This window comes from Myroides odoratimimus (assembly GCF_001485415.1).
Lineage (GTDB): Bacteria > Bacteroidota > Bacteroidia > Flavobacteriales > Flavobacteriaceae > Flavobacterium > Flavobacterium odoratimimum.
Window position 1 is genome coordinate 108,128 of sequence record NZ_BCMQ01000008.1, and the last position, 23,522, is coordinate 131,649.

General features: G+C 33.9%; 24 protein-coding genes. 17 read left to right on the plus strand and 7 right to left on the minus strand.

Annotated features, from left to right (window positions below; genetic code table 11):
• The first annotated feature begins 126 nt into the window (after positions 1-126).
• Both ytxJ and MODO_RS09930 read left to right on the plus strand, forming a co-directional pair.
• The gene (ytxJ, locus tag MODO_RS09925; protein WP_006259141.1) at positions 127-465 is read left to right on the plus strand and encodes a bacillithiol system redox-active protein YtxJ; all 339 of its coding nucleotides are present in this window, start codon (positions 127-129) and stop codon (positions 463-465) included.
• A gap of 1 nt (position 466) precedes the next feature.
• Positions 467-1,414 (plus strand): DUF7638 domain-containing protein, encoded by a 948-nt coding sequence (locus tag MODO_RS09930; protein ID WP_006261013.1) that lies wholly within the window; start codon positions 467-469, stop codon positions 1,412-1,414.
• A 51-nt stretch (positions 1,415-1,465) separates the two neighbouring features.
• On the opposite strand, the gene MODO_RS09935 is transcribed toward MODO_RS09930, so the two are convergent.
• Entirely contained in the window at positions 1,466-1,906 is a 441-nt protein-coding gene (locus tag MODO_RS09935; protein WP_006259139.1) for a hypothetical protein, read from the minus strand.
• A 284-nt stretch (positions 1,907-2,190) separates the two neighbouring features.
• On the opposite strand from MODO_RS09935, the gene MODO_RS09940 reads away from it, so the two are divergent.
• Both MODO_RS09940 and MODO_RS09945 read left to right on the plus strand, forming a co-directional pair.
• Entirely contained in the window at positions 2,191-2,373 is a 183-nt protein-coding gene (locus MODO_RS09940) for a hypothetical protein (RefSeq protein WP_006259138.1), read from the plus strand.
• A gap of 111 nt (positions 2,374-2,484) precedes the next feature.
• Positions 2,485-3,375: a hypothetical protein gene (locus MODO_RS09945; protein WP_006259137.1), complete on the plus strand. Its 891-nt coding sequence runs from the start codon at positions 2,485-2,487 to the stop codon at positions 3,373-3,375.
• A gap of 46 nt (positions 3,376-3,421) precedes the next feature.
• Here MODO_RS09945 and MODO_RS09950 read toward each other — a convergent pair whose 3' ends face one another.
• The 3 genes from MODO_RS09950 to MODO_RS09960 all read right to left on the minus strand — a co-directional run bounded on the left by MODO_RS09950 (position 3,422) and on the right by MODO_RS09960 (position 4,762).
• Positions 3,422-3,712, minus strand: a complete 291-nt coding sequence (locus tag MODO_RS09950; protein WP_006259136.1) for a type II toxin-antitoxin system RelE/ParE family toxin — start codon at positions 3,710-3,712, stop codon at positions 3,422-3,424.
• Positions 3,712-3,918: a hypothetical protein gene (locus MODO_RS09955; RefSeq protein WP_006259135.1), complete on the minus strand. Its 207-nt coding sequence runs from the start codon at positions 3,916-3,918 to the stop codon at positions 3,712-3,714. The genes MODO_RS09950 and MODO_RS09955 overlap by 1 nt, the downstream gene beginning before the upstream one ends.
• Before the next feature lie 118 nt (positions 3,919-4,036).
• Positions 4,037-4,762 carry an SDR family NAD(P)-dependent oxidoreductase gene (locus MODO_RS09960; protein ID WP_006259134.1) on the minus strand — a complete coding sequence of 242 codons (726 nt, stop codon included), beginning with the start codon at positions 4,760-4,762 and terminating at the stop codon, positions 4,037-4,039.
• Between the two features lie 273 nt (positions 4,763-5,035).
• Here MODO_RS09960 and MODO_RS09965 point away from each other — a divergent pair, with 273 nt between their 5' ends.
• On the plus strand, positions 5,036-5,968 hold the full coding sequence (locus MODO_RS09965) for a hypothetical protein (RefSeq protein ID WP_006263419.1): 933 nt from the start codon (positions 5,036-5,038) through the stop codon (positions 5,966-5,968).
• Positions 5,969-7,126: 1,158 nt separating this feature from the next.
• On the plus strand, positions 7,127-7,483 hold the full coding sequence (locus MODO_RS09970; protein ID WP_006259132.1) for a four helix bundle protein: 357 nt from the start codon (positions 7,127-7,129) through the stop codon (positions 7,481-7,483).
• A 114-nt stretch (positions 7,484-7,597) separates the two neighbouring features.
• Here MODO_RS09970 and MODO_RS09975 read toward each other — a convergent pair whose 3' ends face one another.
• Both MODO_RS09975 and fahA read right to left on the minus strand, forming a co-directional pair.
• Positions 7,598-8,263 (minus strand): SMI1/KNR4 family protein, encoded by a 666-nt coding sequence (locus tag MODO_RS09975; protein WP_225600483.1) that lies wholly within the window; start codon positions 8,261-8,263, stop codon positions 7,598-7,600.
• A 132-nt stretch (positions 8,264-8,395) separates the two neighbouring features.
• Complete coding sequence (fahA, locus tag MODO_RS09980; RefSeq protein ID WP_006259130.1) at positions 8,396-9,679, minus strand: fumarylacetoacetase; 1,284 nt, start codon at positions 9,677-9,679, stop codon at positions 8,396-8,398.
• A gap of 109 nt (positions 9,680-9,788) precedes the next feature.
• On the opposite strand from fahA, the gene glyA reads away from it, so the two are divergent.
• The 5 genes from glyA to MODO_RS10005 all read left to right on the plus strand — a co-directional run bounded on the left by glyA (position 9,789) and on the right by MODO_RS10005 (position 15,662).
• Positions 9,789-11,063 (plus strand): serine hydroxymethyltransferase, encoded by a 1,275-nt coding sequence (gene glyA / locus MODO_RS09985; RefSeq protein WP_006259129.1) that lies wholly within the window; start codon positions 9,789-9,791, stop codon positions 11,061-11,063.
• Positions 11,064-11,284: 221 nt separating this feature from the next.
• Positions 11,285-12,247 carry a hypothetical protein gene (locus MODO_RS09990; RefSeq protein WP_006261021.1) on the plus strand — a complete coding sequence of 321 codons (963 nt, stop codon included), beginning with the start codon at positions 11,285-11,287 and terminating at the stop codon, positions 12,245-12,247.
• 86 nt (positions 12,248-12,333) lie between these two features.
• Positions 12,334-13,707 (plus strand): aldehyde dehydrogenase, encoded by a 1,374-nt coding sequence (locus MODO_RS09995; RefSeq protein ID WP_006259127.1) that lies wholly within the window; start codon positions 12,334-12,336, stop codon positions 13,705-13,707.
• Between the two features lie 112 nt (positions 13,708-13,819).
• On the plus strand, positions 13,820-14,731 hold the full coding sequence (locus MODO_RS10000) for a hypothetical protein (protein ID WP_006259126.1): 912 nt from the start codon (positions 13,820-13,822) through the stop codon (positions 14,729-14,731).
• An 85-nt stretch (positions 14,732-14,816) separates the two neighbouring features.
• The gene (locus MODO_RS10005) at positions 14,817-15,662 is read left to right on the plus strand and encodes a hypothetical protein (protein ID WP_006259125.1); all 846 of its coding nucleotides are present in this window, start codon (positions 14,817-14,819) and stop codon (positions 15,660-15,662) included.
• 52 nt (positions 15,663-15,714) lie between these two features.
• Here MODO_RS10005 and MODO_RS10010 read toward each other — a convergent pair whose 3' ends face one another.
• A complete protein-coding gene (locus MODO_RS10010) occupies positions 15,715-16,281 on the minus strand; it encodes a GNAT family N-acetyltransferase (protein WP_006259124.1) in 567 nt (188 codons plus the stop codon).
• 56 nt (positions 16,282-16,337) lie between these two features.
• Between MODO_RS10010 and MODO_RS10015 the strand changes: the two genes are divergently transcribed.
• From MODO_RS10015 to thrA, 6 genes are all read left to right on the plus strand, one after another.
• On the plus strand, positions 16,338-17,405 hold the full coding sequence (locus MODO_RS10015; protein WP_006259123.1) for an SMI1/KNR4 family protein: 1,068 nt from the start codon (positions 16,338-16,340) through the stop codon (positions 17,403-17,405).
• The gene (locus MODO_RS10020) at positions 17,405-17,905 is read left to right on the plus strand and encodes a DUF2199 domain-containing protein (protein WP_006259122.1); all 501 of its coding nucleotides are present in this window, start codon (positions 17,405-17,407) and stop codon (positions 17,903-17,905) included. Before MODO_RS10015 ends, MODO_RS10020 begins: the two co-directional genes overlap by 1 nt.
• 239 nt (positions 17,906-18,144) lie before the next feature.
• Entirely contained in the window at positions 18,145-19,401 is a 1,257-nt protein-coding gene (locus MODO_RS10025; RefSeq protein WP_006261027.1) for a hypothetical protein, read from the plus strand.
• 110 nt (positions 19,402-19,511) lie between these two features.
• Positions 19,512-20,573 (plus strand): CNNM domain-containing protein, encoded by a 1,062-nt coding sequence (locus MODO_RS10030; protein WP_006259119.1) that lies wholly within the window; start codon positions 19,512-19,514, stop codon positions 20,571-20,573.
• 223 nt (positions 20,574-20,796) lie between these two features.
• Positions 20,797-20,943, plus strand: a complete 147-nt coding sequence (locus tag MODO_RS19470; RefSeq protein WP_172461559.1) for a hypothetical protein — start codon at positions 20,797-20,799, stop codon at positions 20,941-20,943.
• Positions 20,944-21,073: 130 nt separating this feature from the next.
• Positions 21,074-23,521, plus strand: a complete 2,448-nt coding sequence (thrA, locus tag MODO_RS10040; protein ID WP_006259117.1) for a bifunctional aspartate kinase/homoserine dehydrogenase I — start codon at positions 21,074-21,076, stop codon at positions 23,519-23,521.
• Position 23,522: the final 1 nt, after the last annotated feature.

Below are 23,522 nucleotides of genomic sequence, written 5' to 3' on the forward strand. Positions count from 1 at the left end.
GACAAAAGGTGTTCCAATATTAAAATTAAGACTTTTTGGCAATATTTGAATTATTCGTATTAGTAAAAGATGTCAAAAAGTCATAAATTCGCTTAAGTAATGTAAACCACACTAACATTTTGTCTTATGAAATGGATCAATATAACAGAAAGTAGTCAAGTAAAGGACCTGATTGCTAATTCAAATGATAAAGCAGTAATTATATTTAAACACAGCCCTCGATGCCATATTAGTAAATTCGCATTAAGAAATTTTGAAGCAAGCTTTACTAATCCTACTGATGTAGATTGTTATCTAGTAGATGTAGTTAATAATAGACTGCAATCTATGGAGGTAAAAGAAGAATTAGAAGTACATCACGAGTCACCACAATTAATCATTGTTTCTAAAGGAAAAGCAGTCTTTAATACTTCACATGAGAGTATAGATGGTGTTGATACAGAGAAATTATTGTTGAGGTTATAGAATGAGTAGAACATTAGTTTATAGAACTGCTACTCTACAAGGGGTAAAGACACCAGGTATTATTCAGAATGGAGGATACCACTTTACACATTTTGATGTTTATGAAGATGGGAGGATAGCGGATTGGAACTTTGAAGATTTCGAACATTTTATTAAAGATGTACAGAAAGGATGGGTTGTCACTAATATACCTGATGGAGAGGAAATCTCTTGTTTTAATTTAGGTTCTTGGAAAATAGATAAAGGACAGTGGTACTATACACCTGAAACGTATCTTGAGTTTATAAAAAGCTTGGTATTAGAGCTTAACCCTAATTGGACGAATATATATACTTATCAAGAGCGAAAAGTCAATGGCGTCACAGTAGGGGAGTCAGGAACAGGGACATTGTATAAAATAGATACTGTAAATGTGGATCACTTTTTTCCTACTAAAATAAAAGGAGAGAATCGCAGTCTATTTTATGTCTTTGAAGGGAAGTATTATTTAGTGCAATTATTACTTTTTAAAGATAAAACGATCTTAATTCACGGTTGTGGAGAAGAAAAGGTTTTAGACTTTGAACGTTTAAGGACTTTAATAGATGAAGGCATTGTTTGTAGTACCATTCCTAATGGAGCTAAAGTGATAATAGAAAGCCTTGGAGAGTTTAGTGTCGTAGAAGAATTCTATAGCAATGATATTGAAGAGATATTTGTAGAATTAGAAGATGACTATAGACAGTTAAATGGAGAGAAATCTTTACTTCAGTTGTGTAGAGAGGCTTTAGAAGCTTATCAAGAGAATCCTACAGATGAATTAAAAGAAGCATTAAAAATAGCTTATGAACGTATCCCTGAACATATGCAGATGTATTTGGGAGATATGGACAGTAAAGATGGAGAGTATATAGATATTATATATGGACCTGAATATTGGGATCAATGGAATACAGATGAGGTAAAATAAAAAAGAGGCTTTCGGCCTCTTTTGTCATAAATACAGGGGGGACTTTCTTAATTAAATAGAAAGTGTATTGTAGTTGTTTTCATTTAACTGAAACATGTATTTATGCGCATTAGGTGTTCCGATAAAGTACAAAGGCAAGTCTTTCAATGTTACACCGTAAACGTTTAATGCAAATTCACATACTACTAATTTAATACCTGCTTTATTTGCAGCATCTAACTCAGCACGTAGTTCTTTATTGTTTAACTCTTGTACCATTTGCCCCATGATTACGATTTGGAAATCAGCTTTAGGATTAGCTTGTTTGATTTCACTTCCTGTCATTATAGAAGAGCGTAGGTTTTTTATAGATTGTACTAGAATAGCATATTTATCTCCTTTAGTATCTTGTTCATAAGCAACAATAGATGTTTCATTGTTTACTGTATTGTAGGCTACTGCTTGAGCACTTACGATAGAACATAAAGCGATGGCTAAAACTAATTTTCTCATTGTTTACTATATTATGGTTTATATATCAGCGAAAGTAGCAAATAGTGTAGACAGATGAAGTAACAATTGTTACACAACGATTAAATAATGAAAAAGTTATTCTTTCTTCTTTGTCAATTCATGTAGTATTCATATTAATGAGGCTTTCCAGTAAGAGCTCCCCATATATTGGACACAAATTCCTGAAGAAGTTAGTGTCGTCATCTTAAAATAGAGAGTCTGTAACTTATGTAACAATAGGTAAGATTATCGTTACCTATCTTTGAAGTACTAAATGATATAAGATGATTATTGCATATTTTAAGAAATGGACAGTGATGAGGTGGATTCGTCTAGGTCTAGGAGTATTACTTTTATTTCAAGCTTTAGATGCAGAATTGTGGATTTTGATGATTCCAGTTTTGTATTTGTTTTTACAAGCTTTCTTTAATTTTGGATGTAAAAATGACTCTTGTACTTGGAGATAAATGTGATTTTAGATATAACTTTTTGATTTGTAATTATTTATTGTCTGTGAGTTAGGAGTTGTAGGAAGCAAGAATATTTTTATTTTAGCAAGGTTTTAAAACTCGCAAATTATGAAGAAAAGACTGATGTCTATATTCGTATTTACGGCTATAGTTAGTTTAACTACAGCTTGTAAAGACAAACAAGAAGAATCTTCTACAACAGAAACTCCTATAGAGGAAACAACAACTTCTGTTAATGAAGGAGAAGAGGAACCTGCAGCTATAGTAGATGAGGCTGTAGTAGAAGGAGAGGAAGATTATTATGACCCTACAGTTTACCCAGCTTCTTTTAAGTTTAAACATGATTTAATTATGACAGGTGAGTATCATGAAGGAGAAATAGTAGATAACGTAAGTAGTAAGTCTTGGGTAGGATTAGTAAAGGAAACAGATGGTACATATAGCGTACATAAAGTAAATCCTACTACCAAATTAATACATGATGTAGTATTAGATGAGGCAGGAGAAATGACAGGGGTAAAAGTCTCTGCTAAGAGTGTGGGTGAAGTGGTGTTCATGACGAATGAAGGGGTATTAACTCAAGGTAGTAACCTAGAAACAGTCAATTTGCCTAAGACTATTTATCCAGGCGAGAGCAAAGATTTTATATTTAAGGGAAAAACCTATACTCTCTTTGCTAAAGGAGAAAAAGGAGCAGCCTATACTTACCAAAATGAAGAAGGAGAAGAGGTACAAGGGTATGAGATTAAAAAATACAGTTTATTCTTAAAAGTTAAGGGGCAAGATAAGGTAATCACTTTATTAGATTTATCAAGTTTAGAAGAAGCTACTCCAACAATCGACTTTGTAGGAGATTTAAATGGAGATGGAAATATTGACTTTCTAATCAATACTACTTATAATTATAATATGAGTAGATATACCTTGTATCTATCAGAAGGTAAATCGGGAGCAGTAACAGTAAAACCTGTTGCGGCTTTAGTGAATTTAGGATGTTAGTAAACAACCAATACAAATAAGAGAGGCTGTCCATGGACAGCCTCTCTTATTTGTATTTAGAATATTCTCTTTTAGTATGTACAATAGCGAGAATGATAATTTTCATTTTATCTTCCTCTACAATATAATGTATGTGATAAGGGAATTGTTTTAACTTATGTAAACGTACATTATTATAGACTATATAATTACTGAAAGGGTATAATATTATGTTCTCTTTTGCTTTTTGTAATTGTTGTATAAATTCTTTTGCAAGTTTGTGTGATATACTTTTGTAGTAATCAAAGGCAAATCTAATATCTTGTTCAACTAAAGAATTGTTTACCAATATATACACTATAGCTCTTTTTCAAATTTATTTAATAATTCTTCAAAGTCCATTAAGTCATCTGGATTGTTATGATAGTGTTCTAATCTAGAATCTATAAAATTTTTATGTTCTTGTGATATAGTATTACTTATGATTTCTGTGCTAATATTGTTATTGCAGAGAGTAACACAAGATCTGTTTTTGTTTTGATTTTCTTTGTGTTGAGTTTTCATAAGTATTGTGATTTTAATATCTTTTACAAAGGTATAAATAAAATACAGGTTTTAGATTTTTTTATTTTATATTTTTAAGATATTCAGTGTGTTATGGCTTTGTTGATATTTGTTTTTACTACATATTTAAATCCTTCATCGCAGGCATATTGATTTCTTTTACACACGTTGCATTAGATGTTGAGATGATAAAACGGATGGCTTGTAATACATCTTGTAATGGGATAAGTTCCCCATTAGATTTCTCGATAATAGACTTTACAGTTTCTTCACATCCATATTCTGTAGCTAGATATCCTAAGTTAAGAATAGATACTCCTATATTATCTTCTCTTAGGTTTTCTCTTAAAGAGTGAATAACTCCTCTTAATGCAAACTTGGTTGCTGAGAAGGCAACTTCTTTTCCATTGTGATTATCTAATCCCCAAGTAGATCCTATTAAGATAATCTTAGCATTCTCTGATAACTTTAGGTTTTCTATAAAGGCTTGAATCATTAGAATACAAGAAGAGATGTTGGTGTTAATCATATTGATGATTTCTTCTTGCGTATTATCATGGAAGCTATAAGTATCTGAGAAAGCATTGTGTTCCCATATCCCTACATTATAGATTAAATAATCTATTTTTTGGTTACCTATTGCTTGTTTTAAGTCATTAGTAGCTTGACTTGGATGAGATAAATCTCCTGTTATCCAATGCTTGTTCTGATCGTGTTTATCTAAATAATCAGGTTTAGTACGAGAGATACCGTAGACGATATCTTGTTCATTAGGAATATATTGCGTGATGGCTTTTCCTAAGCCTTTGCTTACTCCAAATATTAAGTATGTTTTTGCATTCATGATGTATTGCATTTATGTGGTGTAAAAGATGAAGATTATTTTTACTGTTCATCTTGTTTTTAAGAATCAGCAATTTACAAAAAGAAGAGGTATAGTAAACTCATTGGGAAGCTTTTTAAGTGTTTTGACATTAAATAGCAATGAGGTATTGTTGTTTTAGTGCGTAAGTGATTGTTATTTAGCTGATTATGTATAGTGTTAAAATAGGGTTTTTATAGTTGGGATATCAGAAGAACATATACTTTTGCACCACCTTAAAAATACGAAATAACGATGAAAAGAAAATCACTAATTGCAGTGATAGTTTTGACAATTGGGCTAGCTATGAACAGTTGTAAAAACAAAGAAGTAGAAGAAGTATCTACTGAGGGTGAGCGGAATATTGGTTACGCTAACCTAAAACCTGAAGAAATAGTCATCAGCAACATAGGAACAGATGACGATGGTTTTGAACACTATAGTATAGTGTCTGGAACCGAAAATATTAAGGATTATCCAAAACATTTTTCATTTGACAATACGCTTCTTACACCTGGGGCATTTCATGCAGATGAAGTTCCTGAAAGAATAGAGTCAAAAGAATGGTTAGGATTAATATCTGATAGTACTAATACGTATAAGTTAGTGGCTATGGCGCCTCTGGTATCTAAGATTCTTGCAAATACTAGTGAAGAGGAAGACGAAGTGAGTGGAGTAGCTATTTCTAATAGTGGAAAACAAGCTTGTCTAATGTTTATAGAGAAGAAAAATAGTAGTCTGAAAGAGGCTGTTGTAGAGACGGCAAATATTCCTTCATATATCTATCCTGGCGAGAAAGTACAAATTTCATTTAAAGGTAGGGAGTATACTTTATATGCTACGGGTACAAGAAAACTTAATGGAGTAAGCGAAGAAGACTTCTTAAACTCTGTAGAGCAAGGCTATGAAATACCTAAGTATTATGTGAAGAATTATACTTTGCGTATGGAGATAAAAGACGGAGAACAAGTCAGCGAAATGATGCTATTATCTCAGAAGTACTTTGAAGAAGGACAGGTGCCTAAAGTGATTTTTAGTGGAGATCTTAATGGTGATAATATAATAGATATATTGATTAATACTTCTACGGAGTACAATATCTCTAGACCGACATTGTATCTGTCAGATACAACCAATAATAATGTTTCTATACAGCCCGTAGCGGCGCACGAAAGTATAGGATGTTAATTACGATTTACTTTTAGAGTAAATAATGTACTTTTTTTAAAAGCCTCTTAGTGATTATACTAAGGGGCTTTTTATGTAGGAACCTCAATTGGACTAAAGAGGTTTTATCCATTAGTGTGTAATGGTATTAATATAGAATGACACTCATATTTAGGATTAGAACAAGAACACTTGGCTTGCACTTCTTAGGGGATTGCTAGGAGATTTCTAGGGGTTTTCTAGCCTAGAAGGTAGTTTTGTCGAAGAAAGGTGCAAGAAAGGTGCAAGAAAACCTCAAGCAATCTCCTAGTAGGTCAAAATAAAACTATCCTTAACTTGTAAATAAAGACTGAGATAAAATCATGGTTGTTCGATAAAAATATTTAAAAAGAAGTTAGCTTGCAGGTTTATCACGGAAAATCATAGGATACCAATTAGATTATATTTCTCTTCCTGATTACATGGCAAAACTACAATCGAAAAAACAAGTTTTTAGAATAGCTTCCACTTTCTTCCATTCTCTTCCAAAAACTTCTCTTTATTTCCCAAAAGTTCCACTTTATTCCTATATAGATATTATAATTAGCTGATTTACAGATATAAATAATATTATCACTATGCGTTTCTTCGGAACCTCTTCGGAATAATTCAGTGTTTCTTCGGAAGGAAGACTAGTTTTCCGAAGAACTCCAAAAGACTCTCTAATCAACGCCCGAAGAAAACCTTGTTTAATGTTAGTGCTAATCAGTTTCTTTTGTACAGGTAGTTTTGCAATATACGCAAGAGTTTTGATAGTCCTTACGGGCTTTAACTACATTAAGCTATTGCATTTCTTAGAAAACCTTAAAAAAGATTAAAAGATAAAATAAGTCTCTTTGTTTTGACAGCCTTTTTAGGCTTAGTATGAAATAAAAAAGTATAAAACTTATTATATAAAATAGATTTCACGCACTTATCTTTAAGTATGGTGATAAAATGCGTTGTTGTGTAGTTGCTTATAGTGTTGTTTTGTTTTTACGTTTTATGTAATTGTAAAGAACTAATAGTAATCGAACTCAGGTTAGGAAGGGAAAGATAGACGAGTGTATAATCTCTACTTTACGATAACTTAATTATTTCGTAATATTTATGATAGCCTATACCAACATTATTATAAGTAGTTTCGACTAAAATTTAATTATGAATACACATCGCGATTTAGAGGTTTGGAAGTACAGTGTAGAGTTTGTTTCTACTGTTTATGATATTACAAAAGACTTCCCAAAAGAGGAAATATATGGACTGAGCAGTCAGCTAAGACAGAGTGCTGTAGCTATTCCTTCTAATATAGCTGAGGGGAGTGCTAGAAAAGGGAATAAGGAGTATAAACAGTTTCTATACATAGCTCTAGGAAATTTAGCAGAGTTAGAAACTCAATTAGTGATAGCACATGATCTGAATTATTTAGAGAATATAGCTCAATACGATTCTACTATTACAGAGATTAGAAGTATGCTGTACACTTTAATCAAATCGTTGAAAAAGAAAAAGGAATAAGACGTTAACTTACCATGTACAGACTATGGCTAAAAAGACTATTAGCCTATTAAAAAAAGCGTGATACGCACGGGGCGTTTCACGCTTCTTTATTTCAATTATCTATACTGAGTTTTATTCAAATTCAGCAATAGTATTATCTAACCAAAGCTCATACCAGTCTAAAAAAGACAGACTAGCTTCGTTCTCTAGCTCAATACTTGGGTATAATCCGCCGTCATTAACTCTATCATCAGTCCACATAATTCCTTTTTGTTCTCCCGTAATTACTAAGAATAATGTGATACCACATCCATAGTCACATAAGTTAAGTCTTCCATAATCGTGCTCTTCGCCACCGATTATTTCTAATCTCTCTTCGTATAGTTCTTCTTCTAATTCTTCGTTTCCTTCTTCAGCAGCTTTTTCTATCTTATTATCTATTTCACCCAGTGCCTCAATAGGGTTCCAAGGTTGAGTATGCGGGAAAGCTTTTTGTAAAAGAGAAGAAGTGTCTTCTCCTGTGATCATCATTACTTCTTCGTTTACACTAGCTTCCGCTAGTGTTTGTAATCCATAAAATGGACCTACACCACCATTTCCTACTTGTGTAATAAAAGCTACGTAGTCTTTTGGTAAACTGATTTGATGCTCTTTTTCAAATTGTGTTACTTCTTTCTCGCTTAATACAGGGTTTAATATATATTCATGTGTATCAGCACCGAATACTTCCAAGTCTTGGTCTAATTTGTCAAGTTGACTTATTTTTTCTTTGATGCGTTTGATTTGTTCTGTGTACATAGTCATAGTATTGAAGGTTCAAATGTACTTAATAATTAGAAAAGAGTATGGGTTTACTCAAAAAGAAAGCGTGAAATAACAGAGTTACTTCACGCTTTTGTATGTCATTTATACTTGATCAGTATAGTGTTTTTAAAACTTGATTGTAGCAGGAAGTAAAGTACTTCTTACTTCTCCAAAACCAATTCTTACTTCATCATTTTTACAGTATCCTTTCATGGTTACAGTATCATAGTCGTGTAAGAATGTTCTAGTACTACCATCAGGCATGGTGATAGGTTTAGTACCAGCCCAAGTTAACTCTAACATAGAACCATAACTGTCAGGTGTAGGACCAGATATAGTACCAGAGCCCATTAAGTCTCCTGAGTTTACTTTACATCCATTTACAGTGTGATGAGCTAATTGCTGACTCATTGTCCAGTACATATATTTAAAGTTAGATTCAGCGACTAGTTTATCTTCACTATTCTCTGGTTGTATATAAACTTCTAATTTGATATCAAAAGCTTTATCTCCAGTTTGTTGTAGATAAGGAAGAGGAGTAGGGTCTTGTTTTGGGCTTGCTACTCTAAAAGGCTCAAGAGCATCTAAAGTGATGATCCAAGGAGAAATAGAAGAAGCAAAGTTCTTAGCTAAGAATGGTCCTAGCGGTACATATTCCCAAGTCTGAACGTCTCGTGCACTCCAGTCATTTAGAAGAACCATACCGAAGATGTGCTCTTCAGCATCATCTACAGGTACACTATCTCCCATTAGATTAGCATCTGTAGTAATAAAAGCAGTTTCTAGTTCAAAGTCTACACGTTGTGATGCTCCAAAGATAGGCGTGGTAGCCCCTTTAGGAAGAGTCTGTCCTACAGGACGTTTTACATTTACTCCTGAAGGAACAATAGTAGAACTTCTACCATGGTACCCTATCGGGATATGAAGCCAGTTAGGGAATAAAGCATTATCAGGATCTCTAAACATGGTCCCAACATTGGTAGCGTGCTCTTTACTTGAGTAGAAGTCAGTATAGTCTCCTATATACACAGGTAATTGCATTTCTACATCTTCTATTTTGAAGATGACAACATCTCTATGTTTAGTATTGTTTTTTAATTCATCGTTGTTTTGGTCAAATATCTCAGCGATTCTATTTCTTACCGCTCGCCATGTTTTTTTGCCGTTAGAGATAAAGTCATTAAGTGTGTCTTGTAAAAAAACATCATCTGTCAGCTCTATACCTTTAAAATACCCAAGCATTTGTAAGGCACTCAAATCAATGGCATAATTTCCGATACGAGTTCCTATAGTTATAATATCATCTTTGGTGATAAAAACACCGAAAGGAATATTCTGAATTGGAAAGTCAGAATCACTCTCTACTGGTAACCATGTTTTCCTCATCGGATCATTTGCACTAATCATCATAATTGTTTTTTTGTTTAAGTTAATAGTATATTCAAATATATAATTAAGACTGAATATAACAAACGTTTTTTGTACATTTGGAAGCAAATTAACGAAACACACAAACTAAATGAGAAGAGATTCAGAAATTTTCGACCTGATCGTAGAAGAGCAAGATAGACAAATTCATGGTATTGAATTAATTGCTTCTGAAAACTTTGTAAGTGAAGAAACTATGGAAGCAGCAGGTTCTTGTTTGACTAACAAGTATGCTGAGGGATACCCTAATAAACGTTACTACGGCGGATGTGAAGTAGTAGACGTAGTAGAGCAAATCGCGATAGACCGTGCTAAAGCTTTATTCGGTGCTGAGTATGTTAACGTACAGCCTCACTCTGGATCACAAGCTAATACAGCTGTATTCTTTGCATGTCTTAAACCAGGTGACAAAATCTTAGGTTTTGACTTATCTCATGGAGGACACTTAACTCATGGATCACCAGTTAACTTCTCAGGAAAGTTATACAATCCTGTATTCTACGGAGTAGATCAAGAGACAGGATTATTAAATTATGATAAAATACAAGAGGTAGCTACTAAAGAGCAACCTAAATTAATCATCGCTGGAGCATCTGCTTATTCTCGTGATATGGACTTTAAACGTTTCAGAGAGATTGCAGATAGCGTTGGGGCTATTTTAATGGCTGATATTTCACACCCTGCAGGTTTAATCGCTAAAGGATTAATGAATGACCCTGTACCTCATTGTCATATTATCACTACGACTACTCACAAGACATTGAGAGGACCACGTGGAGGTATGATTATGATGGGTAAAGACTTCCCTAATCCATTCGGATTAACTACTCCTAAAGGTGAAGTACGTATGATGTCTGCTTTATTAGACAGTGCTGTATTCCCTGGGAATCAAGGAGGCCCTTTAATGCACATTATCGCTGCTAAAGCTGTTGCTTTTGGTGAGGCATTAACAGATGAGTACTTCCAATATATGATGCAAGTTCAGAAGAATGCTAAAGCTATGGCTGCTGCGTTCGTGAAGAGAGGTTATAACATTATCTCTGGAGGAACTGATAACCACATGATGCTTATCGACCTTAGAAATAAGAATATCTCTGGTAAAGAAGCTGAACAAGCATTAGTGAAAGCTGAGATCACAGTAAACAAAAATATGGTTCCATTTGATGACAAATCTCCATTTGTAACTTCAGGTATCCGTATTGGTACTCCAGCTATTACTACAAGAGGTTTAGTAGAAGCTGATATGGAAACTATCGTAGACCTTATCGATAGAGTATTGATGAATCATACTGATGAGGCTGTTTTAGAGGAAGTAGCAGACGAAGTAAATGAAATGATGGAAGAAAGACCAATGTTCGTTTGGTAATCCATTAAAAAATATAATTATAACTGAAAGGGACTCATTAGTGAGTCCCTTTTTTTGTATAATAAATAGTTATACTAAGAGAAGATAATGTATATTAGTAAGTATTCTTGCCATTCCTAAGAGTCTTATTGATAAGAGAAGGTTAAAAAGAGTAGTGTAAAGTCTTTGATAGAAAGAATATGAAAAAGTTTATCATTTTAAGTTTAGTAAATCTTGTTTTTATGAGTACTGTTTTTGGTCAGAAAATCAGAGACTTTGTTGTTTCTGATTCACTTGTCTATGTTTTAAAGGGACAGAATAAAATATCAGTGTATAATAAAGTTACTTTAAAATTAGTAGAGGAAATTCAGACAGAAGGAGATACACAATTAAATAATATTAGTCTGAAAGGGGATGAGTTAATTGTAGTTGCTAATAATAAGAATCTTCTCTTTTACCAAAATAAGGAGTGGAAGATTATCTACAGTAGTCTTAATAAGGTGAATGGAGTACAGTATACTAGTAAAGGTGATGGCTATTTATTCACTGATAAAGGAATAGAAGATGTGTCTACATCTAAGATATACAATCAACAAAAAACTATGAATACTCAAATAAGAATTAAAGAAGGAATGTCTGTTCCTTCAACTTATTTTATAGATAGGAGTAATGTTATTTGGGGAGGTTTTAATTATGGAGAATGGGGTGGAGATATTATTGCTTTTGATACAGAAAATAAGAGTTTTATTGATTTAAATATGAATGAGGTTAAAGTGGAGCTATTACCAGTAGTGAATTTCTTTGAAGATAGAGAACAGGTATATTTCACTTCAGGACTAGAGCATCTGATGTACAGTGGAAGCCTTATTCAGTTTAAAGATTATACTGCAAAAGAAATCTTAGAAGTATATAGTAAGTCTGTTTTCGAGGACAATGGAGATGATATTGAATTATTAGGTGCAGGAGATTATTGTGGTGCAGAGGAGGTTATCTATCTTTTCGCTGGTAAAAATCTCTTAAAAGGACAATTAAGTGTTGATCTTAGTAAAATAGAGAATTGGCAAGTACTATTACCTAAATCTTCTAAACAAGAAAATGAGATGGTAATACGTCTAAAAGTATTAGCGAAGAATAAAGTGATTTACCTAACAGAGAAAGGAACTTTGACTTATTATAACTATGGAGTTATTCATAAAATACCGTAATAACCAACGAGACTTATAGTCTCGCTTTTTGTATTACTTTATCATATCTGTAAAATGAATATCTTTGATAGGATAACTATTACGCTATGGACACTATACTCTCAATATTCAATGCTCAAAAGGACTTCTTTAATAGCAATCAAACGAAGGATATTAGCTTTCGTATTACACAATTAAAGAAACTAAAACAATTGCTTAAAGCCAATGAAGACAGATTGGCTGAAGCGATATATCTAGATTTTGGGAAGTCTTCTTTTGAGACCTATATGACAGAGTTGTCTATTGTTTATCTAGAGATTGATTACTTTATCAAGAATATTAAGAAACTTAGTAAGCCTAAACGAGTTTCTACAGGTGTTATCAATTTTCCTGGGAGGGGGTATATAATGCCAGAACCATTAGGATTGTGTTTAGTCATTGGTGCGTGGAATTATCCTTATCAATTATCTCTTTTGCCTGCTTTGACAGCTATAGCAGCAGGAAATACAGTAATGATTAAGCCTAGTGAATTACCAATGAATACATCCAATGTATTAGCAGAGTTGCTCAATAGTATTTTTCCTAAAGAGCTTTTATATGTGGTAGAGGGGGGAGTAGAAGAAACTACACAGTTATTAAGCCTACAGTTTGACAAGATATTTTTCACAGGAAGTACTGTTGTTGGAAAGATAGTATATCAGGCAGCAGCGAAGAATTTAGTTCCTGTTACACTAGAATTGGGAGGAAAGAGTCCTGTGTTTATTTTAAAAGATTGTGACTTAGAGATAACGGCTAAACGTCTTGTTTGGGCGAAGTTATTGAATGCGGGACAGACTTGTGTAGCTCCTGATTATCTATTAGTAGAAAGAGAAATCAAAGAGAAGTTGATTAAACAACTTCAGAAAGAAATGAGTAATTACCCATTGGATAGTAAAGAATTACCTTCTCACTATTTACAGATTATTAATACACACCACTTTGATCGATTGGTTAGTTTAATTAATCTTGAGAAGGTATGTTTTGGTGGCTATATAGATAGAGAAAAACGATTTATAAGCCCTACAATCCTTGATAATGTCGATTGGGGAGATAGTGTTATGCAAGAAGAGATATTTGGCCCTATATTGCCTATTATAGCTTTTGAGTCATTAGATGAGGTAATTGAGAAAGTAAAAGAAAAACCTAAACCTCTTTCATGTTATATTTATTCCAAGGATCAGAGCCTTATAAAGAAGATTTTAAGAGAAGTCTCTTTTGGGGGAGGTGCAGTCAATGATAGTTTAATGCATTTGACTACAAGTACCTTGCCTTTTGGAGGTGTGGGTGCTAGCGGAATGGGGAGTTATCATGGACGATATGGTTTCGAAGCGTTTACTCATTTTAAAAGTATACTACACAAGCCATTCTGGTTTGAGTCTAATATGAAATATCCTCCTTATACAAAAAGGAAGGAGAATTGGTTGAGAAGATTATTTAAGTAAAAGAATAAGAGGTAAGTATAATGCTTGCCTCTTTTGTTTTTAATGTAAAAATATTGATTAAAGATAATTGTTTTAACTCTTATTAACTATTTTTGAATTAAAAATAAGTAAAATGAAATGGATTAAACTAATGACAGCTCTTATAGGTTGTACTTTCTTAGCATCTTGTTCATCAGTTATCAAAAGTTCACGAGTGACTGTTTTGCAAGAGAACTATTGTGCGCCTACCATTGTGTATACAGATGATACTACTGAAGAGCAAAGGGCGTTTGAAGATTTAGGTGTTAAACAGAAGTTGTCTCCTCATGATTATAGACTAGCGTCTCATCTAGGATTAGTGTCTCAGTTGGCTAAGTTTATAAATAGTACAGATCCTATAGAGAGATTAGAAGCGAAGCAACAGATTATTATTAGAGTTCAATTGTTTCAGACAGAGATAGATGCTTTGGCAGCAGAACTAGATTGTAATGGGGAGCGATATGATCAACTAGCAAGGGTATTGGATGCTAAAAACGGAACTACCAATACTCAACTAACAGTTGCTTCTATCGCGATCGGTGCAGCAGTTACATTATCGACAGCATTGATTACAAATGATAATACGAATAAAGGATTAAATATTGCAGGTGGGGTAGTAGGTACAGGATTAGGTTTTTTGTTATTGAATCCGAAAGGCAAAAAAGTAGAACTAAAAACGAATAGAAGTTTACTTAGTAATATTTGGTTTGAACAGAATGATAATCTTGCATTTCCTCCTGCAGTATGGAGAGTGATGAATGATAAATCTTTTAGTAATGAAGGTAAATTATCCTTAATACAGACATTAAAGAATAGATGGCTGTTTTTTGCTTTTAATGAGGAGATTAGTAAAAAGGATGAGGAACTCTATTTTGGCAAAGGTGGATTTTTTAAATCAGAGGGAATTCATTTAATGTCAGATATGAATAATGAGCTTCAAGCAACAGTAAAAACAATCCAACAAGATCTTAGAAGCTTAATTTACAATGTGAGTTTATTGAAATAAGAAATCTAACAGTTAAAAGCTTTTAATATTTGAATAGTTTAATTGTTAAAAAGTAATTACCTTGTGGTGATTTTAATTAAAAAAGATGAAAAAGATACTGTTTTTTATTTCTTGTGTAGCACTTTCTGCTCAGGTACAAGCACAAGAGTCTGTTGTTTTATCACTTGACTTACAACCAGGTAGCTCTTATGAGATAACTTCGAATGATAAGTTTAGCACGATTACTAACCTTGTAGGAAATAAAGAAATCATTGAGATGATTAATAAAGAGGGGCAGAATTCTTATCCTACTTATGAGACCGAAGAATCTAATGCAAGTTATACACTACATTGGACAACTAAAAAGAAGAATTCTCTGAACTTTGATTTGGACCTAGAGAAGAGAGTTGCTAGAGTTTTTGAAGGAAAATCAGTTGTAAATACTGAGACTGAAGGGCCTATAAAAGGATATAGTAGAGGTAGTGTAGATGCCAAAAAAGGGTTAAAATTGTCTAAATCATTAGGTGAAAAACACAAGACTTTAGAAGGAGATTTGCTTGTGATGTTAGATGACTTATTTAATGGAAATGGACTTAGTAGTGATCCTATAAAAGTGAATCAAGAATTTGAGTCTACTAATACTCAAAAGATGAGATTATCTGATGAAAGTGAAGTGGAGGTAACAACCAAAGAAGTAAATAAAATAGCCAAAATAGCTAATAATAAAGCCTATTTAGTTATTGAGACAACGATCACCTCTAAGAGTACTTCTACTAAGTTTGCAGAGATGAAAGGAGGAGGTACTAAAGAAGTTATTTATGATATGGAGAAGAAATACTTTGAATCTATAGATGGTAAGTTAGATGTTACGGTTAATATAGAATCAGATGAAGGAGTTAATATCACGATGGTTAATACAACTTCTCAAAATGTAAAAGTGAAGAAAAAGTAATCATAATTGATACGATACATAAATAAGGGTTAGAAGCTAAAACTTCTAACCCTTATTTATTTACTATCGCATACAACACATGGTCAAGGTATTCACCATCCTTTAATGTATAGGCTTTCAATACCCCTTCTTGTTGCATTCCTATCTTTTGCATGATTTTTCCTGATGCTTCATTATGCGTAAAGTGAGAAGCAAATATTCTTTTTAGATGCAATGTCTCAAAGCCAAAATGAACTAGAGCTTGTGCTGCTTCAGTAATATATCCTTTATTCCAGTACTGATCATCTAACCAATAGCCCATCTCAGCTTTATTGTTTGCCTTGTCTATTCCTAAGCCGACTCCACCGATGATCGTAGAGCTACTTTTTAATCGAATAGCAAAGATGTATTTATCTCCAATCTCTAATCCTTCTAAAGCTAAGTTTACCCAAAAAGTAGCACTTGCCTCTGTATAAGGATAAGGGATATTGGTTGTGTTCTGACTGTATACAGGGTTTTTCATAATCTCTAATAGGCGAGGAATATCCTGTAGATTAGGTTGATTTAGAAGAAGGCGTTCTGTGGTTAATTCTATTGTTTTCATAAGAGTTGTTTTTATAAAAATAGTAAATACTTCCATGTATTCAGTGAATTTATTGTTTGAAATTAATAGTATTTTAGCCCAAAATAAAAAAGATGATAGACTTTGATTTTACATCAAAAGGATTTGAGATAAATGGGCAACTGTATAGCTTTCCGATAGCAAAAGAAGAACTGTTTACACTATTTGGAGAGCCAGAGGTATTCTCAGGAGAGCATAATGATGTTTATATTTGGCATACAGTAGGATTACGAGCTTTCGCTAAGGATAGGATAAATATTAATACCATAGAAGTAACTTATAGAGTAGAAGATTACGCTACAGCTGTGAAATCTGCATTTATAGGTCAATTAAAACTAAATGGGGAATCAGATGTAATGAAGTATTATAACGAACATAAGCAAGAGCGTATAAAACTTTGGGATACAGATGATACTGGTGCTTTTAGATTTAATGATGTGACGGTGTGGTATAATATCAGAAGGGAAGAGTTGTATTCTCTTTCTTTACAAGCTTATGAAGAGGTAGAGGAAGAAGAAGTAGCATTACTTCCTATTGATGAAAACTTCGAATATTTAGAGACGGTATGGTATGAGTGGAAAAAAACAATAGAAAATAGAGTTGGTGCAGATAATAAATACTATAACCCTACTCATGGTATCACCCAAGAACAATTAGACACTGTTGTAGAGCAATTAGACGAAGTAGAATTGCCTGCTATTTTGGTTAATTTTTATAAGATAGCGAATGTGAAGTGGAATGCTGTAACTTCAGCTATAAGTTTGCATGCCAACGGATGGAATTATGACTTATTGCCTTTTGAGAAGATAGCAGATGAGTGGGAAGATATCAATGAGTTGTTCGATGATGAGGAGGTAGATGAAGATACATTGGCAGATTATGATACCCGACTTAAGTGTACAGGATATGCTAACCCTAAGTGGATTCCTTTTGCAGAAGGGAAGAATGGAGATTACCTACTGATAGATACTGATCCAAGTGACACAGGGATGTATGGACAAATTATAGAATTACAAAATGAGTCTTGGAGTAGAACAGTAATTGCTTTCTGCCTAGAGGAGTTGATTTATAGAGAAATAGAATCTTTAGAAGGAGTAATAACAGAACATCAGCAATTTATAATAGATAACGGAACATTCTAATGAAATATATATGTGCAGATTGTGGGCAAGAACACGAGGATTGGCCTGCATTAGTATTTAAAGCTCCTGATCCTTACTTAGCACTGTCTGAGGAAGAAAGAGAACACGCAGACTTAACGAGCGAAATATGTAGTATAGATGAAGGAGATGAGACACATTGGTATCTGAGAGGGGTGTTGACTCAGTATGTCTATGATGCCTGCCAATACTTGGATTACGGGGTTTGGGTTAGTCTTAGTGAGGCGAGTATGAAAGACTATTATGAGCACTATGAGGATAAAGAGTACAAGACTACTTACTTTGGTTGGCTAGTGACTAATTTACCTAATTATCCTCCTAATACTTCTTTTGCTTTACCTACCAATGTTGAGGTAGATAATAGTAAAGGGATTCCAACTATTTTACCTCATAAAAAAGGAGATTCAGTATTTATAAAGGACTTTTATGATGGAATTTCGACAGAGGAAGCTTTGAAGAGAATCGAGGCTTTAGTAAAATAGAGATGGGATTTAAGTATGCCATAATTTAAGATTAGTTTTGCTGTGTGATGCTAGCAGATTCCTTGAGGTATTCTTGCACTATTCTTCGACAAAAAGGTGTTCTGGGCAAGGAAAGTCCTAGGAAAGTGCAAGCAATGTGCGCCAAAGTGCAAGGAATACAGCGATTAGACTTTGTACAAAAGGTATAAAGTACCTCTCAATAAGGCAAACTAGAATAAATAGGATAGAGATAGAAAAGAATGAGTAGTAAAGGACAACAATTAGCAATAGATTATAAACAGACAGAATGGAAGACACCTGATGTTTATAATCAATTAAGAGGATTAATGAAGGATGAAGTAGAAATATATGCTTTCTGCCTAGAGTTTCTGATGAATATAGAGAAGGATTCAACGCTTTTTCACAGTGCACTAAGTTATGTTAATGAGAAAGACTTTAGCCAATTAGTTAAAATAGCAATTGATATTTTAAAAGAAAAAGAGAGTGCCGTAGCAGAGAGTGTTATAGAGTATGCAGGTATTCAGTTACCGCATATATTACATCCTTATCTCGATGATTTGTTAGTCTTAAATCCTAATGGGGATAGCTATTTTGCAGACTATCATTGGAGAAATTGTACTTCTGCTCAATTACAACCTTATTTAGCTCAATTCTTAGCATCAAGCACCGATTTAGAAACTAAGATTAAGTTGTTTAATTGTTTAGTCGAATCTAGAGATATCACTACTATAGAAAGCCTTATTCCACATGCGTTAGAATTAGAATTGAGCACTTATGTGAGTTCAGCACATTATATTGATGGGTATTTAGAAGGTGTGGGATTGTGTCGAGAATACGGAAAGGTAAAAAGATATTGTTCAGATCAAACGTATCATATTTTATTTGAACCAAAGTACTTAAACAAGCCAAGTGCAGTACATCTAAACCGTACAGATCATCCAACGTGGAATGGTGTACCATTAACAAATAAGTATAAAGTAGGTGGGTATCTAGCAGAAGACGAGAATAACCCTTTTATGCATATCATTACATTAAATCCTATTCCTGAAGGATTGCCAATACGTTTATCTCAACTAGTGTTGGGATGTCATTTACGTGAATTAAATGAAAATGGTGTTGTCTTTTATCAACACGATGAACAAGGAAATCCTCATAAGATAGGAGAGCCAATAGTGATAGAATGGGTAGAAGAGCATGCGATGGTTCCTACAGAAGTAAGTATAGTACCTACGGATTCTCGTTGGGCATTTCAGTCATGGGCAAGCGCTAATAGTAGAGAGAATTTATTTAGAATAGGAGGAGAACCTTCTTGGGTACAGAGTGGAGAGGTTTTGACGTGTCCTATTAGCGGAGAGAAGATGCAGTTTATTATGCAGTTAGACTCAGAAGTCCCAGATGTACAGGGAGGAGAAGTGTATTACGGTAGTGGTGGATTGTGTTATATCTTCTGGTGTGATAAGACTAAGGTCAGCGGATACATTATGCAACATACCTAAATATCAGTAACTCATATTGACGTTTCAGAAGCGAATTTGTATGTTTTGATTAACTATTATCCTTCTTGTGTCTTTTTTATAGGTAATCTTGTGTAAATATTTAAAAATACATGACATTATTATTAGTTTATTTGTTTCTGGCTTTAGCTGTATCTTTTATCTGTTCTATCGCAGAAGCAAGCTTACTTTCTTTATCCCCTTCTTTTTTAAAGTCAAAAGCAGAAGCAGGAGATAAGAAAGCCTTAAAAATGATAAACCTAAAAGAGGATATTGACAGGCCGTTATCGGCTATTTTATCCTTAAATACAGTTGCGCATACAGTAGGAGCTGCAGGAGTAGGAGCACAAGCAACAGTGGTTTTTGGAGAGGCATATTTCGGAGTAGTCTCTGCTGTGTTGACTTTGTTAATCTTAGTTTTAACGGAGATTATACCGAAGACTTTAGGAGCGAATTATGCTAAGGATATCTATGGATCTATGGCAAGTGTTATTTCTGCTATGGTTGTTGTAAGTTATCCATTAGTGATTATGTCATCTTTCTTGACAAAGAGGTTGAGCAAGAAGAATGCAGAGTCTTCTACCAGTAGAGAAGAGATTGCAACTCTAGCAAGTATTGGAGAGCAAGAAGGTATCTTAGGTGTTAAAGAGAACAAGATTATTCAAAACGTATTCAAGTTAAACGAAGTACGTATAGACGAAATTCACACACCGCGTATTATGTTGGTTAGTGCAGATGAAGAAATGACTTTAAGAGAGTTCCTGAAGAATAAAGAATTTCTACATTTCTCTAGAATCCCTGTGTATAGTGATACGAAAGACAATATTACAGGTTACGTGCTAAGAGAAGTTGCGTTCGAGTATTTAGCAGAAGATAGATTTGATATTCAATTAAAGGAAATAAAGAGAGATATTCTATTTGTGTCTGAAAAACTGAATGTGATTACGACTTGGAATAAGATGAAGGAGAAGCATGAGCATATCGCTATTGTAGTGAATGAGTATGGTGAAGTAGATGGTTTAGTCACTATGGAAGATATTATCGAGACCCTACTTGGTTTTGAGATTATTGATGAGAAAGATAAGATCGTGGACTTGAGACAATATGCAGAAGAAAGATGGCAAAATAGACAAAAGAAATATGCTTATTTGGCTGATGAAGATGTCATAAAATAAGTTTACAAAGTTTAAAAAACAAAGAACTCCATCGCTTTTAGCGATGGAGTTCTTTGTTTTTTGCGTAAACAGGAGTGTTTTTAAAAATATTTTTAATATTGACTATCTCTTGTATTTGTTGGGGTTAAGAGTGCTTTAATGAAGGCGTTTGAAATAAATATTTGAATTTCTTTAACTTTTTATTGGTTTGTTTTAAAATGGTTTTGGTATCTTAGCCGTATCAATGAACGCGAATTTTAGAACATATAATCCTGTTTTAAACACTACTATCTTAAGTGGTGCAACTTCTCGTGTTTCTAACGTTACTACTTCTACAGTAACTACTATTACGTTGACATCTTCGTCATCGTCATCTATCTCAACCCTGTAAAGGGGGAATTTATTACATATAACCATCGTCTGTGGTCGTTTATTTATTAACGGCTGTATTTTATATTATCCAAAGCGATTAATATCAATTAGTTACTTGCTTTGGGAGAAAACCAAATCAATGAAATTTTATGAAAGTAATAAAGTTTGGCGGGTCATCAGTGGCTAATGCCGTGAATATAAAGAGATGTATAGATATCATCAATAAGATAGAAGAGCCTGTTATCGTAGTGGTATCTGCGCTGAGTGGAGTGACTGATCTACTACAGCTTGCGGCAGTACAAGCGGCTGCACATAACGAAGAATATATAGATCAATTTAAAGATATTAGTCATTGTCATTTAGAAGTTGTCAGAGCATTAATACCTGTGAATGATCAAGCAGGAATATTGAGTAGTGTTATACGTGAACTAAATGAATTGGAAGTATTGTTACAAGGGTGCTTCTTACTAAGAGAGCTTTCTCCTCGTATAAAGGATTTAATTATGTCTTATGGTGAACGCCTTTCTTCTTATGTTATCGCTGAGGTTATGAAGGCACAGGGGCAAGATTGCCGTCATGGATATAGTGGTGATTTTATCAAGACAAATGACAAGTTTGGTAAAGCTGCTGTAAACTTTGAAGTAACTGATCAGTTGATCGTTGATTACTTTGAGAAACATAAATGTGCAGTAACTATCGTACCAGGATTTATAGCAGAGTCAGAAGCAAATGAAGTGACAACATTAGGACGCGGAGGATCTGACTATACTGCGGCTATTATCGCAGCTGCTCTTAACTTAAAAGAACTAGAGATCTGGACTGATGTAAGTGGTATATATACAGCTAACCCAAGAGTGGTAAAACAAGCAAAAATAGTAAAACACATCAACTTCCAAGAAGCGATGGAGCTTTCTCACTTCGGAGCGAAAGTATTGTATCCATCTGCTTTGACGCCTATTTTACCTAAAGGAATCTCATTGATTGTCAAAAATACTTTTGAGCCAGATGCTGAGGGAAGTTTAGTCAGTGCTGTAGGAAGTACAGATCCTAATCCTGTACGTGGAATTACAAATATTGACAATCTAGCACTACTGACATTAGAAGGCCCTGGGATGGTAGGTGTAGCAGGAATTTCTAAACGACTGTTTGAAGTATTGTCTTTAGAGGATATCAATGTGATATTCATTACTCAAGCTTCTTCAGAGCACTCTATCTGTTTCGCAATTATTGCTTCAGATGCAGAAAGAGCAGAGCAAGTGATTAATAGTGCTTTTGAGTTTGAAATACAAAACAAAAAAGTAAAACCAGTTCGCGTAGAATTAGGGATGTCTATTATTGCAGCAGTAGGAGATTATATCAAAGGGCATCAAGGAGTCAGTGGTAAAATGTTTAGTGCGTTAGGTCGTAACAATATTAATATCTGTGCTATCGCTCAGGGTGCATCAGAGCGTAATATCTCTGCTGTTATTCTAGAAAAAGATGTCAAGAAAGCATTGAATGTACTACATGAAGCTTTCTTTGAAGAGGTGGTGGTTCAGTTGAACTTATTTGTTATGGGAATAGGAAATGTAGGAGGGAAGTTCTTAGAGCAAATCGTACAACAACACAATTATTTAAGAGAGCATCTCAAAGTAAATGTTAGAGTGGTAGGGATAGCTAATTCTAAATTGATGTGCTTTAATGTAGAAGGTTTTGATTTGGCTGAAGTAAAAGATTTGTCTAATTGTGGAGTTCCTATGACTCAAAGGGGATTCTTAGATAAGATCAAAGAACTGAATTTGCGCAACAGCATATTCGTAGATAATACCGCTACTGCTGATGTGGCCATGACTTATGCATCATATTTAAAGAATAGTATTGCTGTAGTGACTTGTAATAAGATAGCTTGTTCTTCTACAATGGAATATTATAAAGAGTTAAAAGGCCTATCTAAGAAGTACAATGCTCCTTTCTTATACGAAACAAACGTAGGTGCAGGTCTGCCTATTATTGATACAATTAAGAACCTTGTTGCCTCAGGAGATCAAGTAAAAGAGATACAAGCAGTATTAAGTGGTAGTTTGAACTTTATTTTTAATCAGTATAACGGAGATAAACCTTTTGCAGAGATAGTAGCTTTAGCTAAGAAAGAAGGGTATACAGAGCCTCATCCCTTGATAGATTTGAGCGGTGTAGATGTGAAGAGAAAACTGATGATTCTGATGAGAGAGTGTAATTATTGGGTAGAAGAGGAAGATGTACAGGTGGATAGTTTCTTACCGATGTCTTGTATGGAGGCAAAGGATGCCGATACTTTTATAGCTGTTTTAGCCAAAGAAGAAGCTCATTTTAAAACTCTATATGAAGGGGCAAAAGCTAAAGGAGCTTGTCTAAAAGTAGTAGCAACGCTTAAAGACGGTAAGTCTAGTGTAGGTCTGCAAGAGATAATGTCTAATCACCCATTCTATCACTTAGAGGGGAAAGATAATATCGTAATGTTCTATACAAATCGCTATCAAGAACAACCGTTATTGATAAAAGGAGCGGGTGCAGGAGCAGAAGTGACAGCATCAGGAATATTTGCAGATGTAATAAGAATAGGAAGTAAATTGTTATAAA